This is a genomic window from Streptomyces sp. Root1310 (assembly GCF_001426425.1).
Classification (GTDB): Bacteria; Actinomycetota; Actinomycetes; order Streptomycetales; family Streptomycetaceae; genus Streptomyces.
In genome coordinates this window covers 21,897-38,195 of the sequence record NZ_LMEQ01000005.1, presented here as the reverse complement: position 1 = coordinate 38,195, position 16,299 = coordinate 21,897, and the positions used below count along the sequence as shown (strand labels likewise).

Annotated in this window: 16 protein-coding genes; 6 read left to right on the top strand and 10 right to left on the bottom strand. The window is 71.7% G+C overall.

Annotated elements, in window-relative coordinates; genetic code table 11:
* The first annotated feature begins 162 nt into the window (after nucleotides 1-162).
* Nucleotides 163-591, top strand: coding sequence for an SRPBCC family protein (locus ASD48_RS13790; protein ID WP_057601868.1), 429 nt, complete (start codon nucleotides 163-165; stop codon nucleotides 589-591).
* A 141-nt stretch (nucleotides 592-732) separates the two neighbouring features.
* Here ASD48_RS13790 and ASD48_RS41805 read toward each other — a convergent pair whose 3' ends face one another.
* The gene (locus tag ASD48_RS41805) at nucleotides 733-1,374 is read right to left on the bottom strand and encodes a PadR family transcriptional regulator (RefSeq protein WP_079073750.1); all 642 of its coding nucleotides are present in this window, start codon (nucleotides 1,372-1,374) and stop codon (nucleotides 733-735) included.
* Between the two features lie 196 nt (nucleotides 1,375-1,570).
* Between ASD48_RS41805 and ASD48_RS13780 the strand changes: the two genes are divergently transcribed.
* On the top strand, nucleotides 1,571-2,374 hold the full coding sequence (locus ASD48_RS13780; protein WP_057601867.1) for an SDR family oxidoreductase: 804 nt from the start codon (nucleotides 1,571-1,573) through the stop codon (nucleotides 2,372-2,374).
* Between the two features lie 129 nt (nucleotides 2,375-2,503).
* Here the strand turns inward: ASD48_RS13780 and ASD48_RS13775 are convergent, their stop codons facing one another.
* From ASD48_RS13775 to ASD48_RS13745, 7 genes are all read right to left on the bottom strand, one after another.
* The gene (locus tag ASD48_RS13775; protein ID WP_057601866.1) at nucleotides 2,504-3,343 is read right to left on the bottom strand and encodes a class II glutamine amidotransferase; all 840 of its coding nucleotides are present in this window, start codon (nucleotides 3,341-3,343) and stop codon (nucleotides 2,504-2,506) included.
* A 46-nt stretch (nucleotides 3,344-3,389) separates the two neighbouring features.
* The gene (locus tag ASD48_RS13770) at nucleotides 3,390-3,824 is read right to left on the bottom strand and encodes a hypothetical protein (RefSeq protein ID WP_057601865.1); all 435 of its coding nucleotides are present in this window, start codon (nucleotides 3,822-3,824) and stop codon (nucleotides 3,390-3,392) included.
* 62 nt (nucleotides 3,825-3,886) lie between these two features.
* Nucleotides 3,887-4,315 carry an SHOCT domain-containing protein gene (locus ASD48_RS13765; RefSeq protein ID WP_057601864.1) on the bottom strand — a complete coding sequence of 143 codons (429 nt, stop codon included), beginning with the start codon at nucleotides 4,313-4,315 and terminating at the stop codon, nucleotides 3,887-3,889.
* Between the two features lie 110 nt (nucleotides 4,316-4,425).
* The gene (locus ASD48_RS13760) at nucleotides 4,426-5,112 is read right to left on the bottom strand and encodes an HdeD family acid-resistance protein (protein ID WP_057601863.1); all 687 of its coding nucleotides are present in this window, start codon (nucleotides 5,110-5,112) and stop codon (nucleotides 4,426-4,428) included.
* A gap of 46 nt (nucleotides 5,113-5,158) precedes the next feature.
* On the bottom strand, nucleotides 5,159-5,356 hold the full coding sequence (locus ASD48_RS13755) for a hypothetical protein (protein WP_057601862.1): 198 nt from the start codon (nucleotides 5,354-5,356) through the stop codon (nucleotides 5,159-5,161).
* 138 nt (nucleotides 5,357-5,494) lie between these two features.
* Complete coding sequence (locus ASD48_RS13750) at nucleotides 5,495-6,013, bottom strand: hypothetical protein (RefSeq protein WP_057601861.1); 519 nt, start codon at nucleotides 6,011-6,013, stop codon at nucleotides 5,495-5,497.
* A 226-nt stretch (nucleotides 6,014-6,239) separates the two neighbouring features.
* Entirely contained in the window at nucleotides 6,240-8,960 is a 2,721-nt protein-coding gene (locus ASD48_RS13745; protein WP_057602002.1) for a LuxR C-terminal-related transcriptional regulator, read from the bottom strand.
* Nucleotides 8,961-9,462: 502 nt separating this feature from the next.
* Here ASD48_RS13745 and ASD48_RS13740 point away from each other — a divergent pair.
* Nucleotides 9,463-10,272, top strand: a complete 810-nt coding sequence (locus ASD48_RS13740) for a PhzF family phenazine biosynthesis protein (protein WP_057601860.1) — start codon at nucleotides 9,463-9,465, stop codon at nucleotides 10,270-10,272.
* A gap of 30 nt (nucleotides 10,273-10,302) precedes the next feature.
* Here ASD48_RS13740 and ASD48_RS13735 read toward each other — a convergent pair whose 3' ends face one another.
* Both ASD48_RS13735 and ASD48_RS13730 read right to left on the bottom strand, forming a co-directional pair.
* Complete coding sequence (locus ASD48_RS13735) at nucleotides 10,303-11,082, bottom strand: type II CAAX endopeptidase family protein (RefSeq protein ID WP_057601859.1); 780 nt, start codon at nucleotides 11,080-11,082, stop codon at nucleotides 10,303-10,305.
* A 663-nt stretch (nucleotides 11,083-11,745) separates the two neighbouring features.
* Nucleotides 11,746-13,263, bottom strand: coding sequence for a glutamate-cysteine ligase family protein (locus tag ASD48_RS13730; protein WP_057601858.1), 1,518 nt, complete (start codon nucleotides 13,261-13,263; stop codon nucleotides 11,746-11,748).
* Nucleotides 13,264-13,837: 574 nt separating this feature from the next.
* Here ASD48_RS13730 and ASD48_RS13725 point away from each other — a divergent pair.
* From ASD48_RS13725 to ASD48_RS13715, 3 genes are all read left to right on the top strand, one after another.
* Nucleotides 13,838-14,428, top strand: a complete 591-nt coding sequence (locus ASD48_RS13725) for a hypothetical protein (protein WP_057601857.1) — start codon at nucleotides 13,838-13,840, stop codon at nucleotides 14,426-14,428.
* A 387-nt stretch (nucleotides 14,429-14,815) separates the two neighbouring features.
* The gene (locus ASD48_RS13720; protein WP_020132802.1) at nucleotides 14,816-15,004 is read left to right on the top strand and encodes a DUF5999 family protein; all 189 of its coding nucleotides are present in this window, start codon (nucleotides 14,816-14,818) and stop codon (nucleotides 15,002-15,004) included.
* A 225-nt stretch (nucleotides 15,005-15,229) separates the two neighbouring features.
* Nucleotides 15,230-16,297: a LacI family DNA-binding transcriptional regulator gene (locus ASD48_RS13715; protein ID WP_107104313.1), complete on the top strand. Its 1,068-nt coding sequence runs from the start codon at nucleotides 15,230-15,232 to the stop codon at nucleotides 16,295-16,297.
* The last annotated feature ends 2 nt before the right edge of the window (nucleotides 16,298-16,299 follow it).

The window sequence follows — 16,299 nt, the reverse complement described above, 5'->3', positions numbered from 1 at the left end:
TACGGATGAGATCAGGCGCGTGTCGCCGCCGGGGCGCGCACCGTCTCGCCGTACGCCCCCCTCCACATTTTCTGACGGTTCGTCAGTATTGAATGTTCGAGGCCCTGGAGCTACGTTCCGCGACACCGCAGCCCCAGTTGTCCGACACGAAGAGGTGGTCGCATGGCCGAAGTCAGCGCGGAGGCACGCATCCAGGCACCGGCCGAGAAAGTGTGGGCGCAGCTCACCGACTGGCCGGCGTACGGGGAGTGGAACGCGACCCACACCAACTTCCCCAAGGGCGGCCCCGAGACCCTCGAAGTGGGCGCGACCTTCCAGGAGAACATGAAGCTCATGGGGTTCCCGGCCGAGGTCGAGTGGACCGTGGCGGAACTGGAGCCCGCCCGATCGCTGGTCATCCGCGGGAAGGGCCCGATGGCCGTGTCCGTCGCCACCCGCTACACCCTGACCCCCGACGGGGACGCCACGACGGTCCGCATCGACGGCGAGTTCACGGGCGCGGCCGTGTCGCTGATGGCGGGCAGGCTCAAGGACTCGGGCACGGCCGCACTGAACGAGTCGCTGCGCAAACTGGGCGGACTGGTCGCCTGACCGGACGGGACCGGACCGGACCGGCCGTCCGAACCGGACCGGCCGTCCGACCCGGCGAGGTGGACGACAGGCGAGGTGCACGGCACACGAAGGCGCCCCGCGGATGACTCCGCGGGGCGCCTCGGCTTCGCCTTACGGCGATCAGTCCTCGTCGGCGAGGATCAGGTACAGCTTCTTGCGGGCGTCGTTGATGACCGTGAGCGCCTTTTCGCGCTGCTCCTTGCTGCCGGTCTTCCAGACCTGCCCGAAGGCCTCCATCAGACCGAAGCCGGCCTGGCGGATCTCACTGAGAGCCTCCCAGTCGACCCCGCGCGAGGCCTCCTCCCAGGGGGCCTCGGGGCCCTCCTCGGCGGCCGTGCGGCCTTCGTCGGTGAGCGAGAACAGCTTCTTGCCGCCTTCGCTCTCACTGCTGATCAGGCCCTCGTCCTCCAGCAGCTGGAGGGTGGGGTACACCGAGCCCGGGCTGGGCTTCCACGCCCCGCCGCTGCGTTCGGCGATCTCCTGGATCATCTCGTAGCCGTGCATCGGCCGGTCCTTGAGCAGGGCCAGGATCGAGGCCCGTACGTCACCGCGCCGCGCCCTCCCCCTGGGTCCGCCACGCCCTCGTCCGCCCCAGGGGCCACCGAAGCCCGGCCCGAAGCCGGGACCGCCGGGGCCGAATCCCGGACCGCCGGGGCCACCCGGACCGAACGGCCCGAAAGCCGCCCGCCGTCCGTCGAAGCTGCCGCGGCCACGTCGGGGGCCGTCCTGTCCATGTCCACGCTCGAATCCGTGGGTACGCATCGCAAACCACTCCTTCATTCCATCGTTGATCTGTCGCGATGCGTCAACGATATATCGGAACAGTTCGCTACGCAAGAGTCCTGGGCGCTCCTGGGTTCCTCTCGGCGCGCAGGCCGTCCGAGGTGCGAGGACCGCTTGCCGTCCGGGCCACGGAGCTCGCCTCCGCCTGGTTCCGGAGGCCGTCTAGGGTGCGGACATGACTTCCCACAGCCCCTCGCACGGCACCCCGGACACCTATCTCTCCGAACTGTTCTCGCTGGACGGCCGGGTCGCCCTGGTGACCGGCGGCAGTTCCGGGATCGGGCGGGCCATCGCCGGCGCCCTCGCCCGGGCGGGCGCACGTGTGGTGATCGTGGCGCGCAAGGAGGCGGAGCTGGCCGCCACGGTCGACGAACTGACGGCGGACGGCTGCCGGGCGGCCTGGGTGAGCGCCGACCTGAGCACCCGCGACGGGGTGCGCGCCGCCGCGGAGCAGGCGGCGGCGGTGTTCGGCGAGCCCGACATCCTCGTCAACTGCGCCGGGATCAACCTGCGGCCGCCGATGGGCGAGCTGGGCGAGGAGGTCTGGGACGCCACGATGGCCGTGAACCTGGAGGCGCCCTATCTGCTGGGCCAGCGGTTCGGGCCCAGGATGGCCGAGCGCGGCTTCGGACGGATCATCCACATCACGTCCCAGCAGGCACACCGCGCGTTCGTCCAGAGCGGCGCCTACGGGGTCTCCAAGGGGGCCCTGGAGTCGCTGGCCCGCTCCCAGGCCGAGGCGTGGTCGCCGTACGGCGTCACCTGCAACACACTCGTGCCCGGCTTCGTCCTGACTCCCCTCAACATGCGCTTGCAGTCCGACCCGGAGAAGGTGGCGGCGCTGGCCGCGCGCACGATGGTCGGGCGCAACGGCCTGGCCGAGGACTTCGCCGGAGCCGCCGTCTTCCTGGCCGGCCGCTCCTCCGGCTATGTGACCGGGCAGGCGCTCTTCGTCGACGGCGGCTTCTCCGTGCACTGATGTCCGGGCCGGCCCCGTGTCCGGGTGGACGTCCGCGGAGACCTGCGGATGTCCACCGACGTCCACGGAGCCGAGCCCGGCACCGCACCGCACACGCACCGCACCGCACCACACCGGGAGCCGTGCGCGCTAAGCCGCCTGCGGGACGAATTGGACGATGTCGTCCCCTCCGGGCTGCACCACGCCGTACGTGCCCTCGGGGACCTTGTTCCAGGCGCCGGGCATGTCGCCCAGGGGCTCGGAGACGATGAGACGGGTCTCGTCGGACACCTCGCGCAGGAAGCCCAGGTCGGGGTGGAGCGACCGCAGCGTCTCCACCCGGGTGCTGTAGAACAGCGAGCGTGAGTCTCCTTGGCTGGAGTAGCGGAAGGCCCACAGCCGTTCCCCGTCGGTCACGGCGACCGTCATCTGGACCGGGTACTCCACCCCGTGTGCGTGGCCGGTACGTTCCACCAGGCCGACCATCCGGGCGACGGCGCCCGGCGGATCCTCCTCCAGCCCGAGGGTGAGGGCCAGGTAGAACATCATCTCGGAGTCCGTCGACCCCTCGATGTCGAGGAAGAGCTGCGGGTCGACGGAGAGGGCGAGGTCCCGGCGCATCCGGTGGAAGTCGGCGATCGCGCCGTTGTGCATCCACATCCAGCGCCCGTGCCGGAACGGGTGGGAGTTGGTCTGCTGCACCGCCGAGCCGGTCGAGGCCCGGATGTGCGCGAAGAACAGCGGTGAGCGGACGTGACTGGCGATCTCCCGCAGATTGCGATTGCTCCACGCCGGGCCGATCTCCCGGACCACCGCGGGGGTCCCGTCGCCCGAGTCGGGCCCGTACCAGCCGACGCCGAAGCCGTCACCGTTGGTCGTCTCCACACCCATCTTGGAGTGCAGACTCTGGTCGATCAGTGAGTGCTCCGGCCGGTACAGGATCGTTTCGAGCAGGACAGGGGTTCCCGAGTAGGCGAGCCAACGGCACATCGTCTACCGCCTTCCTGATGATGCGGACGGGAGGGTTCCCGGCCGGTCAGTCCGCGGCGCCGTCCGGCTTCACCACGCACAGCGCCCAGATGATGAACGCGGAGAAGGCGATCATCACGACGGACCAGACCGGGTAGTACGGCAGGGAGAGGAAGTTGGCGATGACGATCAGCGCGGCGATGGCCACGCCGGCGACCCGCGCCCACGTCGCCGACTGGAACAGCCCCCTGCTGACGATCACCGCGACCGCGCCCAGGGCGAGGTGGATCCAGCCCCAGCCGGTGAGATCGAACGCGAAGACGTAGTTGCGGGTGGAGAGGAAGACATCGTCCTCGGCGATCCCCATGATGCCCCGGAAGATGTCGAGCACTCCGGCGAGCATGAGCGTGACCGCGGCGAAGACCATCAGGCCTTCGGCCCATTGCTGTTTGGCCGTGTGCCGCTTGGCCGACGGCGCGTGGGTGGGGTGTGTCGCTGCCATCCCGAAGCCTCGATTCGGTTGCGTGGAGTCGATTTCGTCGGGCCGGTCGCCGTTCGGTGTGCTCAGTGGCGGGAGCCGCTCAGCACCATTTGCTTGGCCCTGTTGAACTCCTCGTCCGTGATGTCACCGCGGGCACGGATCTCGGAGAGCTTGGCGAGTTCGTCGACGCTGCTGGTGGACGCCGAGCCCTTGGCGGTCTCGCGGACGTAGCTGTCGAAGGCCTGCTGCTGCTCCCGCGCCTGCTTGATCTCCCGGCGCCCCATGTTCTTGCCCCGCGCGACGACGTAGACGAAGACGCCGAGGAAGGGCAGCACGACGCAGAACACCAGCCAGCCGGCCTTGGCCCAGCCGCTGAGTTCGTCGTCCCGGAAGATGTCCATGACGATCCGGAACAGCAGGACGAACCACATGATCCACAGGAAGAACACCAACATGGTCCAGAAGGCGCTCAGCAGCGGATAGTCGTAGGCGAGGTACGTGTCCCCACTCATCTTCTTCCTCCGTTCCGGGCCGGGGCCCGTATGCCGTTGTGTGGCGATCTCAGCGTGCGTGCGAGAAGTCCCGGCGTCCTCACCCGGGACGGGTGACTGCGCCGGCCGTCTCAGGCCCTCCCCGCGGGAGTTCCCGGCTCCGCCGCCCGCGCCCGGCGCAGCGCGGCCCGCCAGGCGAAGGCGACCGCCGCCTCGACCAGGCCGAGCAGGACGAGCCACAGGCCGAGCAGCCGGGTCAGCGCCCGGGCCGTCTCGGTGGGCAGGGCGAGCACCACGATCCCCGCGACGATGGCCAGCACGGCGGCGCCCAGCACGACTCCCCGGTGCGGCAGGTCCTTGGTGGCGAGCGCCGTGTAGAGGGTGAGGATTCCGGACACCAGCCAGAGGACCCCGACGATCAGCGAGAGCGTCGCGATGGTCTGCAGCGGGTTGCGCAGGCACAGCACCCCGGCCACGACGTACAGCACCGCCAGCAGAAGGCCGGTGAGGCGTTCGCCGTGGTCGTCCCTCGCGAAGGCCGCGACGAACCGGAAGCCGCCGGTGACCAGCAGGTACAGGCCGATCAGGACCGCCAGGACGTGCAGGGTCTCGTCCGGCCAGACGAGGATCAGGATGCCCGGCACGAGCGTGGCGACCGCCGAACCGAGGATCCATGTCCAGGAGCGCCCCAGCACGGCCAGTGCCTCGGCGGGATCGGCGCCCACCGGCCCGGACGCCGCCCCGCCGGGCTGTCGCGTACGGCCGCCGAACGGGTCGTCCGTTCCGGTGTGCGGTTCGGGTCCGGGCGAAACGCTCATGACTCCTCCTCCTGCCCGGCCGGGTGCCTCCGGCGACCCCGGCACATCACTCCGGCAGTTGACGCATCTCCAGGACCCGCAGCCCCAGTGACTGGCAGCGGGCCAGCAGCCCGTACAGGTGCGCTTCGTCGATGACGTATCCGAACAGGACGGTCTGACCGGACATGACCACATGGTCCAGTTCCGGGAAGACCCTGGTCAGTGCCTCCGACAGGTGTCCGTCGACGCGGATCTCGTAGCGCATGAGCTGCTCTCCCGGGATGGCCTGGGACTGGCTGACTGCGCACTCACTCTGCGATCCTCCGCCCCCGGCGCGGCGGACGTCCTCACCCCGTGCAGGTGATACCTCGTCCTGACCCGCCCAGGCCCGTCCCGGCCCGCTCTAGTGCGTCAGGTAGAGCTTGAAGGAGATGATCAACAGGCCGAGCACGAGGTTCACCGCGGCCGTGACCCCCACCATCCGCCAGGAGGCTCCGGCCCGCCGTGCCGCCGCCGCCGACCAGCCCACCTGGCCCGCCACGGCGACCGCGAGCGCGAGCCAGAGCGCCCCCTGCACGTCGAGTCCGAGCAGCGGGCTGACGGCCACGGCGACAGCGGGCGGCACCGCCGCCTTGACGATGGGCCACTCCTCGCGGCACACGTGCAGCACGGCCCGGCGGTCCAGGCTCCGCTGCACCAGCCGCGCCCCGAACAACTGGGCGTGCACATGCGCGATCCAGAACGCCACTCCGGTGAACAACAGCAGCAGCACGAGCTCGAGCCGGGGGAACGAGCCCAGGGTGCCCGCGCCGACGATCACCGAGGCGGCGAGCATGGATCCGTAGACACCGCCGGTGAAGTCGACGGCGTCCTGGTGCTCGGCGGGTGTCCGGACCGCCGTGCCGTCTTCCGCCCTCGGCATCAGGACCTCCCTCGACGAGCGGGACGAGCCCGACGAGTCCGATGTGTCCGACGAGTCGCCCGGATCACATGGATCGGACGAAGGGGACGGGGCCGAAGGGGTCGCAGGCGGGTGTCCACACCACCATCGCAGCGGAGAAGTCCGATCGGCGCCTCACCCGCCACGGGCGAGCCCGAGGCATACGAGGACCTCGGTCACTCGGTCACTCGGTCACTCGGTCACTCGGTCACAACAGGTTCAGTTCGCGGGCGCGGCGCACCGCGTCGTTGCGGCGGTTGACCGCCAGCTTGCGGTAGACGCTCTTCAGGTGGGTCTTGACGGTGTTCACGGAGACGTACAGGTCGGCGGCGATCTCCTCCGTCGACATCGTCAGGGCGAGCCTGCCCAGCACATCGCGTTCGCGTCCGCTCAGCTCCTCCACGAGCGGGAGCGGCGGGCCGTCGGCCCGCGTCGCGCCGGGGGCGGCCCGGTCCGTCACCGGTACCCGCGGCGCCATGGCGTCCAGGAACGGACGGATCCACGGACCGGCTTCGACGAAGGGCCGTCGCAGCCCGTCCCGGCGGGCCTCGCGCAGGGCCTGGGCGACCAGTCGGCGCGAGGTGACCGCGTCTCCCGACTCGTCCGCCGCCTGTGCTCTCACCAGCAGGGCGCGGACCGTCACCGCGGGGCCCGCACCTCCTTCGGGCCGTACGCCGTCGAGCAGTTCGAGCGCCGCCCCGGGCCGGCCCGCCGCGAGCTGGGCCCGCGCGGCCCCCACCGCGCACGCCGGCTGCTCGTCGGACAACGGCTGCAACACCTCCAGAGCGGTCTCCGGCCGGCCCCCCGCCAGATGCGCGGCGGAGACGACGAGCGCCGTCTGGCCCGCCGCCCACGGGGAGACGACGGCGGCCGGCACCGCTCGTTCCGCCGCCTCGAGAGCGGCTCGGGTGTCGCCGCGGGCCAGATGCAGACGGGCGGTCGCGATGGCCCTGCCCGCCTCCATGACCGGGTCCCGCAGGGCCGGGTACGACTCGGCCGCCTCGGCGAGGAGCGCCCGCGCCCGGCCCAGGTCGTCACGGTCCACGGCGACGGCGGCCAGCACCAGCCGCCCCATGCCGGAACCGGACGGCTGGGGCAGCCCGTAGCGCTCGGTCTCGGTCACCGCCGCCCGGGCCTTCCGTTCCGCTCTGCCCAGCCAGCCGTTCAGATAGTCGATCAGGGCCAGCCGGCCGAGGCAGTCCTCGCGGGCGAGTGCCGTCGAAGCCGCGGCCGAGGCGCCGGCCACCCGTGTCAGGACGGCGGACGCGTCCTCGAACCGCCCCGCCCACAGGCGGGCCGAGCCCAGATGGGCCAGCAGCAGCGCGGTGAGCTCGGGATGCTTCTCCAGCAGGTGGGCGGGGGCTTGGTCGCACAGCGTCTCGGCAGCCGTCGCGGCCCTCTCCGCCCGGCCCGGCGCACCGGTCAGCCGGGCGGCCAACGCCTCGAGCAGGGCACAGCTCAAGCGGGCCGCCACCAGGCCGGGCTCCTCGCCTGCCGGACTCCCGTCGGCTGTCAGGGCCCGTTCCGCCGCGTCGCCGGGCCCGGCCGTCAGGCCCAGTTCCGCCGTCAGGCCCTGCTCCGCGCGACGCAGGTGCCGCAGGCCCCGGTCGAGATCGCGCCGCGACAGGTCCCCGGCGGCACGGACCAGGTCCGTCGCGGGGCCCGCGGCCTCCGGTCCCATCCGGGAGAACAGCTCGGCGAGTTCGTCGGAGCGCAGGCCGGTGAAGAGCCAGCCGATGGCGAGGTCGTCGATCAGGGCCCCGGCGGTGAACTCCCAGTCACCCGCGGCGGCCCCCTGGCACAGCGTCTCCGTGAGGGCTCCCGAGCCGCGCAGCCAGTGCGCGGCCCGCCGGTGCAGTTCGGGCTCCAGTCCGGGCGAACGCACCCGTAGATGGGCCTGGAGAATCTCGCCGAAGAGCGGATGGAGGCGGTACCAGTCCTGGCCGAGGTGCTCGACGAAGGCGTTCTCGCGGTAGAGCCCGGCGAGGATGGGCCCGGCGTCGGCGCGCTCCGTCAGGGCGTTCACCAGCTCGGGGCGGAACCGGTCGAGGACGCTGACCCGCAGCAGGAGGTCCTGCGTCTCGGGCGGCTGCCGTCTGAGGACCTCCGCGAGCAGGAAGTCGGCGACCGTGGTGCGGTCGGCCTCGAACTCCTTCAGATAGAGCTCCGGATCCGGGTTCTCCCGCGCGGCGAGGGCGCACAGCCGCAGTCCGGCGGCCCAGCCCCGGGTGCGCTCCACGAGACCGTGGGTCGCGTGCGCCGGAAGCCGCAGTCCGTGCAGGCCGAGGAGCTCGGCCGCCTCCTCGGCGGTGAACGCCAGCTCCGCGCCCCGGATCTCGGTCAGGTCGCCGGCCGCCCGATAGCGGTGCAGCGGCAGCAGCGGCTCGGTACGGGTGACGAGGATCAGGCGCAGGCCGTCCCCGGCGTGGTGCAGAACGAACTCCAGCTGGTCCGCGATCTCCGGGTCGGTCACGCGGTCGAACTCGTCGAGCACCACGATCGCGGGCCGTTCCCGGGTGCTCAGCTCGGCGGCGAGCCGGGCCAGCAGGTTGGGGGGAACGCTGCTCGCGTCCGCGGGGCAGCCGATCTCCGCGTGCAGCGACGTCCCGGAAGCGCGCAGGGCATGGAGCAGGTACGCCCAGAACATGCCCGGTCCCTGCTCCGCCGCGTCCGTGGTGAGCCAGGCGACGGGCCGGTCGCGGGCCGCGGCCCAGTCGGCGGCCAGCAGCGTCTTGCCCGCGCCCGCAGCGCCGTTGACCATGGTCAGCGGCGTGCGCAGCGCCTCGTCGAGATGTCTGACCAGCCGCTCGCGCCGCAGGAACATCACCGGCCGGGCCGGTATGACGAACCGCGTGCGCAGAAACGGATCGCCCTGCGGATCGGCGTACGACGCCGCCGGATCGGTGCCGATCTCATCGAGCCCAGCCATGGCGCTCACCGCCCGTGGTCGTCAGATCATGGGTCGCGCTCCTCACCCTCAGGATCCCAGGGTTTCGCCCCGGGTGCCCTGCGAGCACCCCACCCGCCCCGCCTCGGCACACCGACGACGGGCCGACGCAACCCGGTCCCGACTCCTGCCGACACAGGCACCACAGGCCCTGCCAGGAAGCGCCGGCCGGAGGTCCGCACAACCCGCTGACGTGCTTCCGGCAGAGGTCGGGCGGCAAACCGGCCCACGACGTCCTCCCGGCAGAGATCAGCGGCGAACCGACCCCGGAGTGCCGGCGACGAGGCCCGGCACGGACGCGGCCACCCGCAGCCCGACCCTGACCTCCGCGTGGCGGGGGGCGGCGCCCCCCCGCGTATCGCGATGAGGCCCGGCGCAGGCCCGGCCCGGCCCGGCATGTTCCGGCGCGGCCGGAGGGAAACCGGGCCAGGACTCGCGGATTGGCCTTGGCCGACGGCTGTGCCCACCGCCTACCGTCACCGGCATGCGCATGCGAATCGTCGACGCCTTCACCGACCGCCCCTTCACCGGCAACCCGGCCGGGGTCCTGCTCCTGGACGCCTTCCCGGACGACAACCGGCTCCAGAACGTGGCTCTGGAGGTCAACCACGCCGAAACGGCGTTCGCCCACCCGCTCCCCGAGGGCGGCGAGGCGGACTGGGCCCTGCGCTGGTTCACGCCCGTCGCCGAGGTCGACCTGTGCGGCCACGCCACGCTCGCCACGGCCCATGTCCTGCACACCACGGGCGCCCACGCGGGCCCGGTGCGTTTCGCCACCCGCAGCGGTGTCCTCGTCGCGACGCCGGCCGAGGACGGCTCGATCACCCTGGACTTCCCCACCGCACCGCTGACCAGGGTCGAGATCCCGGCCGGGGTCGCCGAGGCCCTGGGCGCCGAGCCGGTCGCCTGTGTCGACACCGGCCCGAACGTCGGCGACCTGCTGGTCGAGCTGGCCGACGAGAAGACCGTCCACGCCCTGCGGCCCGACCACAAGGCCCTGGCCGCCCACTCGCGCCGCGGCGTCATCGCGACCGCCCGCGCCGAGAACGCGGACCTGGGATACGACTTCGTCTCCCGCTGTTTCTTCCCGAACATCGGCATCGACGAGGACCCGGTGACGGGCAGCGCCCACACCGCCCTGGCGCCCTACTGGGCCGAGCGGCTCGGCAGCACCGCCCTGACCGGCCTCCAGGCCTCGCCCCGCGCCGGCCGGGTCCGTACCGAACTGTGCGGCGAGCGGACCCTGTTGAGCGGCCGAGCGGTCACCGTCATCGAGGGCGAACTGCTCGTCTGAGTGCTGTCCGGCGGGGCACCCGGGGTCGGCTCACGCCGTCGGCAGCCACCCCACCTTCCCCGCCAGCAGCGCGTATCCCACGAAGGCTCCGATGTCGAGCAGGGAGTGCGCCACTACCAGGGGGCCCACCCGGCCCCAGCGCCGGTACAGGTAGACGAACACCACACCCATCGCCATGTTGCCGATGAAGCCGCCGATGCCCTGGTAGAGGTGGTAGGAGCCGCGCAGCACGGCACTGGCCACGAGCGCGGTGCCCGGAGTCCAGCCCAGCTGCCCCAGTCGGCGCAGCAGATAGCCGACGACGATGACCTCTTCGAGGATCGCGTTCTGCAGCGCGGACAGGATCAGCACCGGGTACTTCCACCACACGTCCGGCAGCGCCTCCGGCACCACCGTGAGGTTGAAGCCGAGGCCGCGTGCCGCCAGGTAGAACGCGATTCCGGTGCTGCCGATGACCGCCGCGATCGCCGCCCCGCGGCCGAGGTCCGGCCAGGGGCGGGTGCGGTCGAAGCCGAGGGTCCGCAGCCCCTGCCCCTCGCGCAGCAGAAAGTGCGCGACCAGGGCCACCGGGACGAGCGCCTTGGCGATCCAGAACAGCTGCCAGGCGAGGTCGAGCCATGGACGGCCGGGCGCGGCCGAGGCGTTGAGGGTCGCCGCCTGGTCCTTCAGGCCGCCCGGCTCGGTGACCGATCCGACGAAACTGATCAGGGCGGACACACCGCTCGCACCGAGCGAGACACCCAGAACGAGCAGTGTCTCGTTGCGCAAAATCCGTCGCGAGAGCTGCTCCCGCGGGAAAGACTCAGCCACCTACCCTGCCTCCACCTGCACACGTGCCTCCAGTTGCGTGAACCCGCCGCATCCCCACCCCCGGCCCTCGCCAGGGCCTCGAAAGAAGTGACGAAGATCGTGCGTGACAGGCCGTCGGGGGGACGCGCGCCGTGCGGGGCGTGCCTCTCCTTCGCGGGCCGTGCGACGGAATTCCGCCACGGAGACCGGCAGGGAGGGGCAGCACCGTCATGGGACGTCACAGCTTGCCCGATCGATGCGGGGCGGGCGGCAGCGACCCCCGTCCACGGATCCGCCGCCGCACCGCGAACCTCGCGACCGCCCTCACGCTCCCGGCGCCGGCGCCGCCGCTCCCGCCGTGCTCGGCGGATTGGTCTCACCGCGTACCGGCAGGCCACCGCCTCCTACGTGAAGGGCAGGCTCGACACGCCGGCCATCCTGACCGACGGCGTGATCGTGGCAGCAGGCACCCAGGACGGCGAGACGCGCCCCCCTCAGGAGGCCCCCACCGGCCGACGCGGAATCCCACCCGAGCCGCGCTCCCCACCCGCCACCGACCCCGCCCAGGGGCGCGGGGAACTGCGCGACCAGCCCCCACCGGCCCGTAGCCGGGGACCCATCGAAAGCCCCGGGACTTCCCGAGAATCCCCGAGCCGGGCCCCGCCCCCCCGATCCGGGCCCCGCTCACCCCAAGGACGCAGGCTCCGGCAACCCCACGGGCCACGTATGCACCGGCTCTCCCAGATGCATCAGCTCCGCGTACCGCCGCGTCGTCGCCGCCAGCGCCGCGTCCCGCGACAGCCCCGCCTCCACCGCCCGGTGGAACGTCGCCACCTGCCAGGTCGCCCCATTGGTCCGCCGCCGGCACCGCTCCTCGATGACCCCCAGATAGAAATCGCGGTCGGCCGGCTCCACCCCCCACCCGTCGAGCCCCGCCTCCGCCAGCGGCAGCAGTTCGTCCCGTACGAGGCTCACCGCGTCCACCTCGGCCACGCCGCCCAGCCGCCCGCGCCGCGGCCACTGGAGCCGCGCCTCGATCCCGTACCGGCAGGCCGCGTCGAAGTTGGCCTCGGCCGCCTCGAACGGCAGCCGGGACCACACCGGCCGGGACTCCTCGGCCAGGGCCCGGACCACGCCGTAGTAGAAGGCCGCGTTGGCGACCACGTCGGTCACGGTCGGCCCGGCGGGCAGGACGCGGTTCTCAACCCGCAGGTGCGGAACGCCGTCGGCGATGCCGTAGACGGGCCGGTTCCAGCGGTAGACCGTACCGTTGTGCAGGACGAGTTCGGCGAGCGAGGGCACTCCGCCCGCGTCCAGGACCTCCAGCGGGTCCTCGTCGTCGCAGATCGGCAGCAGCGGCGGGAAGAACCGCAGGTTCTCCTCGAAGAGCTCGTAGGCCGAACCGATCCACCGCTCGCCGAACCACGTCCGCGGCCTTACGCCCTGCGCCTGCAGCTCCGGCGGCCGGGTGTCGGTGGCCTGCTGGAACAGCGGGGGCCGCGACTCCCGCCAGAGCTCGTGACCGAACAGGAAGGGCGAGTTGGCGCCGACGGCGATCTGCGCGGCGGTGACCGCCTGCGCGGCGTTCCACACCGCGGCGAAGCGGCCCGGTGTGACCTGGAGGTGCAGTTGCACGGAGGTGCAGGCCGCCTCGGGCACGATCGACTTCGAGGTGCACGACAGCCGCTCGACCCCGTCGATCTCCAGGGCGAAGTCCTCTCCCCTGGCGGCCACGATCTGGTCGTTGAGGAGGGTGTAGCGGTCGACCTCGGAAAGGTTCGACGAGACCAGGTCGTCCCGGTCGAGTGTGGGCAGAATACCGATCATCACGATACCGGCGTCGACCTCGCCCGCCTTTCGGTGGGCATATGCCAGTGACGTACGGAGTTCCTCCGCGAGCCGGTCGAATACCCGGCCTCCCAGCCGATGGGGGGCTATGTTCACTTCCAGATTGAACATGGCGAGTTCTGTTTGGAAATCTCGGCTCGCGATCCTCTCCAGCACTTGCCCATTCAGCATTCTCGGCTGACCGTCGGCGCCCGCGAGATTCAGTTCGATCTCGAGCCCCATGAGGTTCTTGGGGCGGTCGAAGCGCTTCTGGGCCAGGAGCCGCTCGAGCCCCGTCAGGCACCGCCGGAGCTTGTCCCGGTAGAGCTGACGATCGGACAGGTCGAACGCGCCTGCCACGACCTTTTCCCCCATCGAAGCGTCCCTCCTCGCGTGGGCGGGCCGGCGATCCCGGCCGCCGGATGATCCGGGTCAGGTGGGATGATGCCCAGCCCGGCCGATCGATAACGTCCCCCACCCGACCCGGCACCCGCTACGCTGACCGAAAGCCACCGGCGGTGACCCCTGGCACATTCACGCGGCATGCGGCCGAAGGCCCTTTCACGGAATAGGGAACTCGTGAAAAACGCCGACTGAAATACGCCGACCGCGTCACACGCATAAGCCGAGGTCATCGCCGCGCACCCCGCTCTGAATCGGGATGATTCCCCCTTGTCGCCGACCGAATGAACCCTTGCCGAGTGTCCCGGGATCGACTAGACGAAACACAGTCTGAACACATGTCGTATAAACTCCGCGGACAAGGCAGAGAAGGTTGGCGCCCACAGTCGAAGGAGCCTGTCGTCGAGGTGACGGCAGGCCGCTCGCGCACCCCCGCACCCCCAGACTCTCCGGCCCCCGCCTCTCCGACCTGTTCGAGAGCTAGCTGACAGCGCCGTCCGCCCACGCCCTCGCGCCACCGTGCCTGTCGAATGAGAGGCGACCCACCATGCCTTTGCATGTCCCCCCGGCTCCCGCGCCCGCCCTTCGCTCCGTCCTCATGGCACTCGGTTCCCCCACCGCGGTCCGCGAGGCTCGTACACCCTCCCTGCGCACCGCTCAGGGCGACGTCACTCCCGAACTCCCGCTGCCCCTGCACGTCCTGGACCGGATCGCCCCCGAAGGCGTGACCGCGACCCGGCTGGCCGGCTGGCGCTTCCTGATCCGCAGCGGCGACCGTGCCGTGGCCGCGGCCGAGACCCGGCTCACCCCGGACGGCTGGGCTTTCTCGCACTTCTTCGAAGGCCCCTACATCGCCTCCACCGAACGCGCCCTGCGCCAGGCCGAGTCGACCGCCCAGCCGTTCCAACCGCGGCTGCTGTCGGTGCCCGGGCTCTACATGCTCACCCTCTGGCTGCACGGGGACAGTTCGTCGGACGGCACCACGGGGCATCCCGCCCCGACCGACCTCCTGGTCCCGTTGGCACCGGCACCGCCCGGGATCGCCGCACACCGCGCACACCGGGTCGCCGAACTGCTTCCGCTGCTCACGCTCCGTGCCACTCCCGCGACGCCACCGCTGCTCGGCTCACCGGCCTGACCGTTCCACCGCAGGACCGGTCGATCCACACCCCGTACCCCGTACCCCGTCACCGCGGCCCCGGTGGCGGGGTACGGCGCGGTCAGGCGACCCGAGAACCTCCGGGGAACGGGCAGCCGGACGCGGGGAGCCGTCCGGACTAGCCCCATTCGGCCACCAGGAACCACCCGAAGTGACAGTGCGGTTGAGATGAACCGCCCGCGCGGGTGATGCGTCATGAACCTGTGAGAAGCGGTGCCGCGAAATCCCTGCGGAACGACCTCCGTAGGGCAACACTGGGTTCCGACGGACTTATCACAACGGGGGGCGGCCATGAACGACGTTTCACGCCGCGGGACAGACACCACAGCCATCTCAGATCTCACGCCAGAGCGGAAGTTCCCATCCATGTGCCAGCACCAGCCACCGTGCCCGACAGCGACCTCAGCCGACCGGGAATCCGCGCGCCTCACGGCGCACCACCCGGAGCAGGGCTGGAGCCTGCTGTGCAACGGCGTCCTGCTCTTCGAGGACACCGGTGAGCTCCTGCCGGACGGCCGGGTCATCGCCCCTCACCGGGTCGTGACCGCCGCCTGAGCATCAGCCGGACGGCGCGGGACCGCCGTCCGCAGACATGAGGGGCCGGCCCGCGGGGACCACCGCGAACCGGCCCCGACGCGCGTTCACCGCCGCTCACTCCCCGTAGTCGCCTCGTGTCGGCGTGGTGCGTATCCCTCTATGTCTTCCCACGGCAGCGCATGTTCCGGAAGACTTCTGGAAGTTTCGGCGCGGCGTCCGGAACCACGCGACGGAGGTGGGGAAGTGACAGCGGACGACACCGTGCCCGTGTCCCGGGGCAGAATCACGATCACGGAGATCGCCCGCCAGGCCGGCGTCTCGGTACCGACCGTGTCCCGGGTCGTGAACGGCCGCTCGGACGTCTCGCCGGGAACCAGGGCCCGGGTCGAGGACCTGCTGCGGCTGCACGGCTACCGCAAGCGCCCCGCCGCCGCCCGCACCCGGGCCGCGCTGCTCGACCTGGTCTTCAACGACCTCGACAGCCCCTGGGCGGTGGAGATCATCCGGGGGGTCGAGGAGGTCGCCCACGCGGCCGGGGTGGGCACCGTGGTGTCGGCCATCCACGGCCGCTCGGGCGACGCCCGCGAGTGGATGCGCAACCTGCGCGCCCGCGCCTCCGACGGCGTCATCCTCGTCACCTCGGCCCTCGAGCCCACCCTGCACGAGCAGTTGCGCATCCTGGGCGTCCCGCTGGTCGTCGTCGACCCGATGGGCTCCCCCGCCGTCGACACCCCGACCATCGGCGCCGCCAACTGGGCGGGCGGCCTGGCCGCCACCGAGCATCTGCTGTCGCTGGGCCACCGGAGGATCGGCCTGATCGCCGGCCCGCCCCGGCTGCTGTGCTCCCGCGCCCGCTACGACGGCTACCGGGCCGCTCTGGAGGCGGCCGGTCTCGCGGTGGACGAGAGTCTCGTCGTCCCCGGCGACTTCCGCCCCGAGTCGGGCTTCACCGGCTGCACCGCCCTGCTGGGTCTGCCCGAACCGCCGACCGCCGTGTTCGCCGCCAGCGACCAGATGGCGCTCGGCGCGATCGAGGCGCTGCGCCGGCGCGGGCTGCGGGCCCCGGAGGACATGAGCGTGGTCGGTTTCGACGACCTTCCGGAAGTCCGCTGGTCCGCCCCGCCGTTGACCACCGTCCGCCAACCCCTCGCCGACATGGGCAAACTGGCCGCCCGCACCGTCCTGAGCCTGGCCCGCGGCGAGCGCCCCGACTCGCCGCGGGTGGAACTGGGCACGGAACTGGTGGTCCGCTCGAGCACCGCTCCGCCCCGCGGCGCCCAGGTCCTGTCCGGCCTGACAGGACCGACCTGACA

What these genes read in the sequence shown, in the direction of transcription:
- ASD48_RS13740 (WP_057601860.1), top strand. Translation starts at nt 9,463, where the DNA reads ATGCGCATGCGAATCGTCGACGCCTTCACCGACCGCCCCTTCACCGGC.
- ASD48_RS13760 (WP_057601863.1), bottom strand. Translation starts at nt 5,112, where the DNA reads ATGAGCGTTTCGCCCGGACCCGAACCGCACACCGGAACGGACGACCCG.
- ASD48_RS13755 (WP_057601862.1), bottom strand. Translation starts at nt 5,356, where the DNA reads ATGCGCTACGAGATCCGCGTCGACGGACACCTGTCGGAGGCACTGACC.
- ASD48_RS13780 (WP_057601867.1), top strand. Translation starts at nt 1,571, where the DNA reads ATGACTTCCCACAGCCCCTCGCACGGCACCCCGGACACCTATCTCTCC.
- ASD48_RS13720 (WP_020132802.1), top strand. Translation starts at nt 14,816, where the DNA reads ATGTGCCAGCACCAGCCACCGTGCCCGACAGCGACCTCAGCCGACCGG.
- ASD48_RS13745 (WP_057602002.1), bottom strand. Translation starts at nt 8,960, where the DNA reads ATGGCTGGGCTCGATGAGATCGGCACCGATCCGGCGGCGTCGTACGCC.
- ASD48_RS41805 (WP_079073750.1), bottom strand. Translation starts at nt 1,374, where the DNA reads ATGCGTACCCACGGATTCGAGCGTGGACATGGACAGGACGGCCCCCGA.
- ASD48_RS13725 (WP_057601857.1), top strand. Translation starts at nt 13,838, where the DNA reads ATGCCTTTGCATGTCCCCCCGGCTCCCGCGCCCGCCCTTCGCTCCGTC.
- ASD48_RS13750 (WP_057601861.1), bottom strand. Translation starts at nt 6,013, where the DNA reads ATGCCGAGGGCGGAAGACGGCACGGCGGTCCGGACACCCGCCGAGCAC.
- ASD48_RS13775 (WP_057601866.1), bottom strand. Translation starts at nt 3,343, where the DNA reads ATGTGCCGTTGGCTCGCCTACTCGGGAACCCCTGTCCTGCTCGAAACG.
- ASD48_RS13770 (WP_057601865.1), bottom strand. Translation starts at nt 3,824, where the DNA reads ATGGCAGCGACACACCCCACCCACGCGCCGTCGGCCAAGCGGCACACG.
- ASD48_RS13765 (WP_057601864.1), bottom strand. Translation starts at nt 4,315, where the DNA reads ATGAGTGGGGACACGTACCTCGCCTACGACTATCCGCTGCTGAGCGCC.
- ASD48_RS13730 (WP_057601858.1), bottom strand. Translation starts at nt 13,263, where the DNA reads ATGGGGGAAAAGGTCGTGGCAGGCGCGTTCGACCTGTCCGATCGTCAG.
- ASD48_RS13790 (WP_057601868.1), top strand. Translation starts at nt 163, where the DNA reads ATGGCCGAAGTCAGCGCGGAGGCACGCATCCAGGCACCGGCCGAGAAA.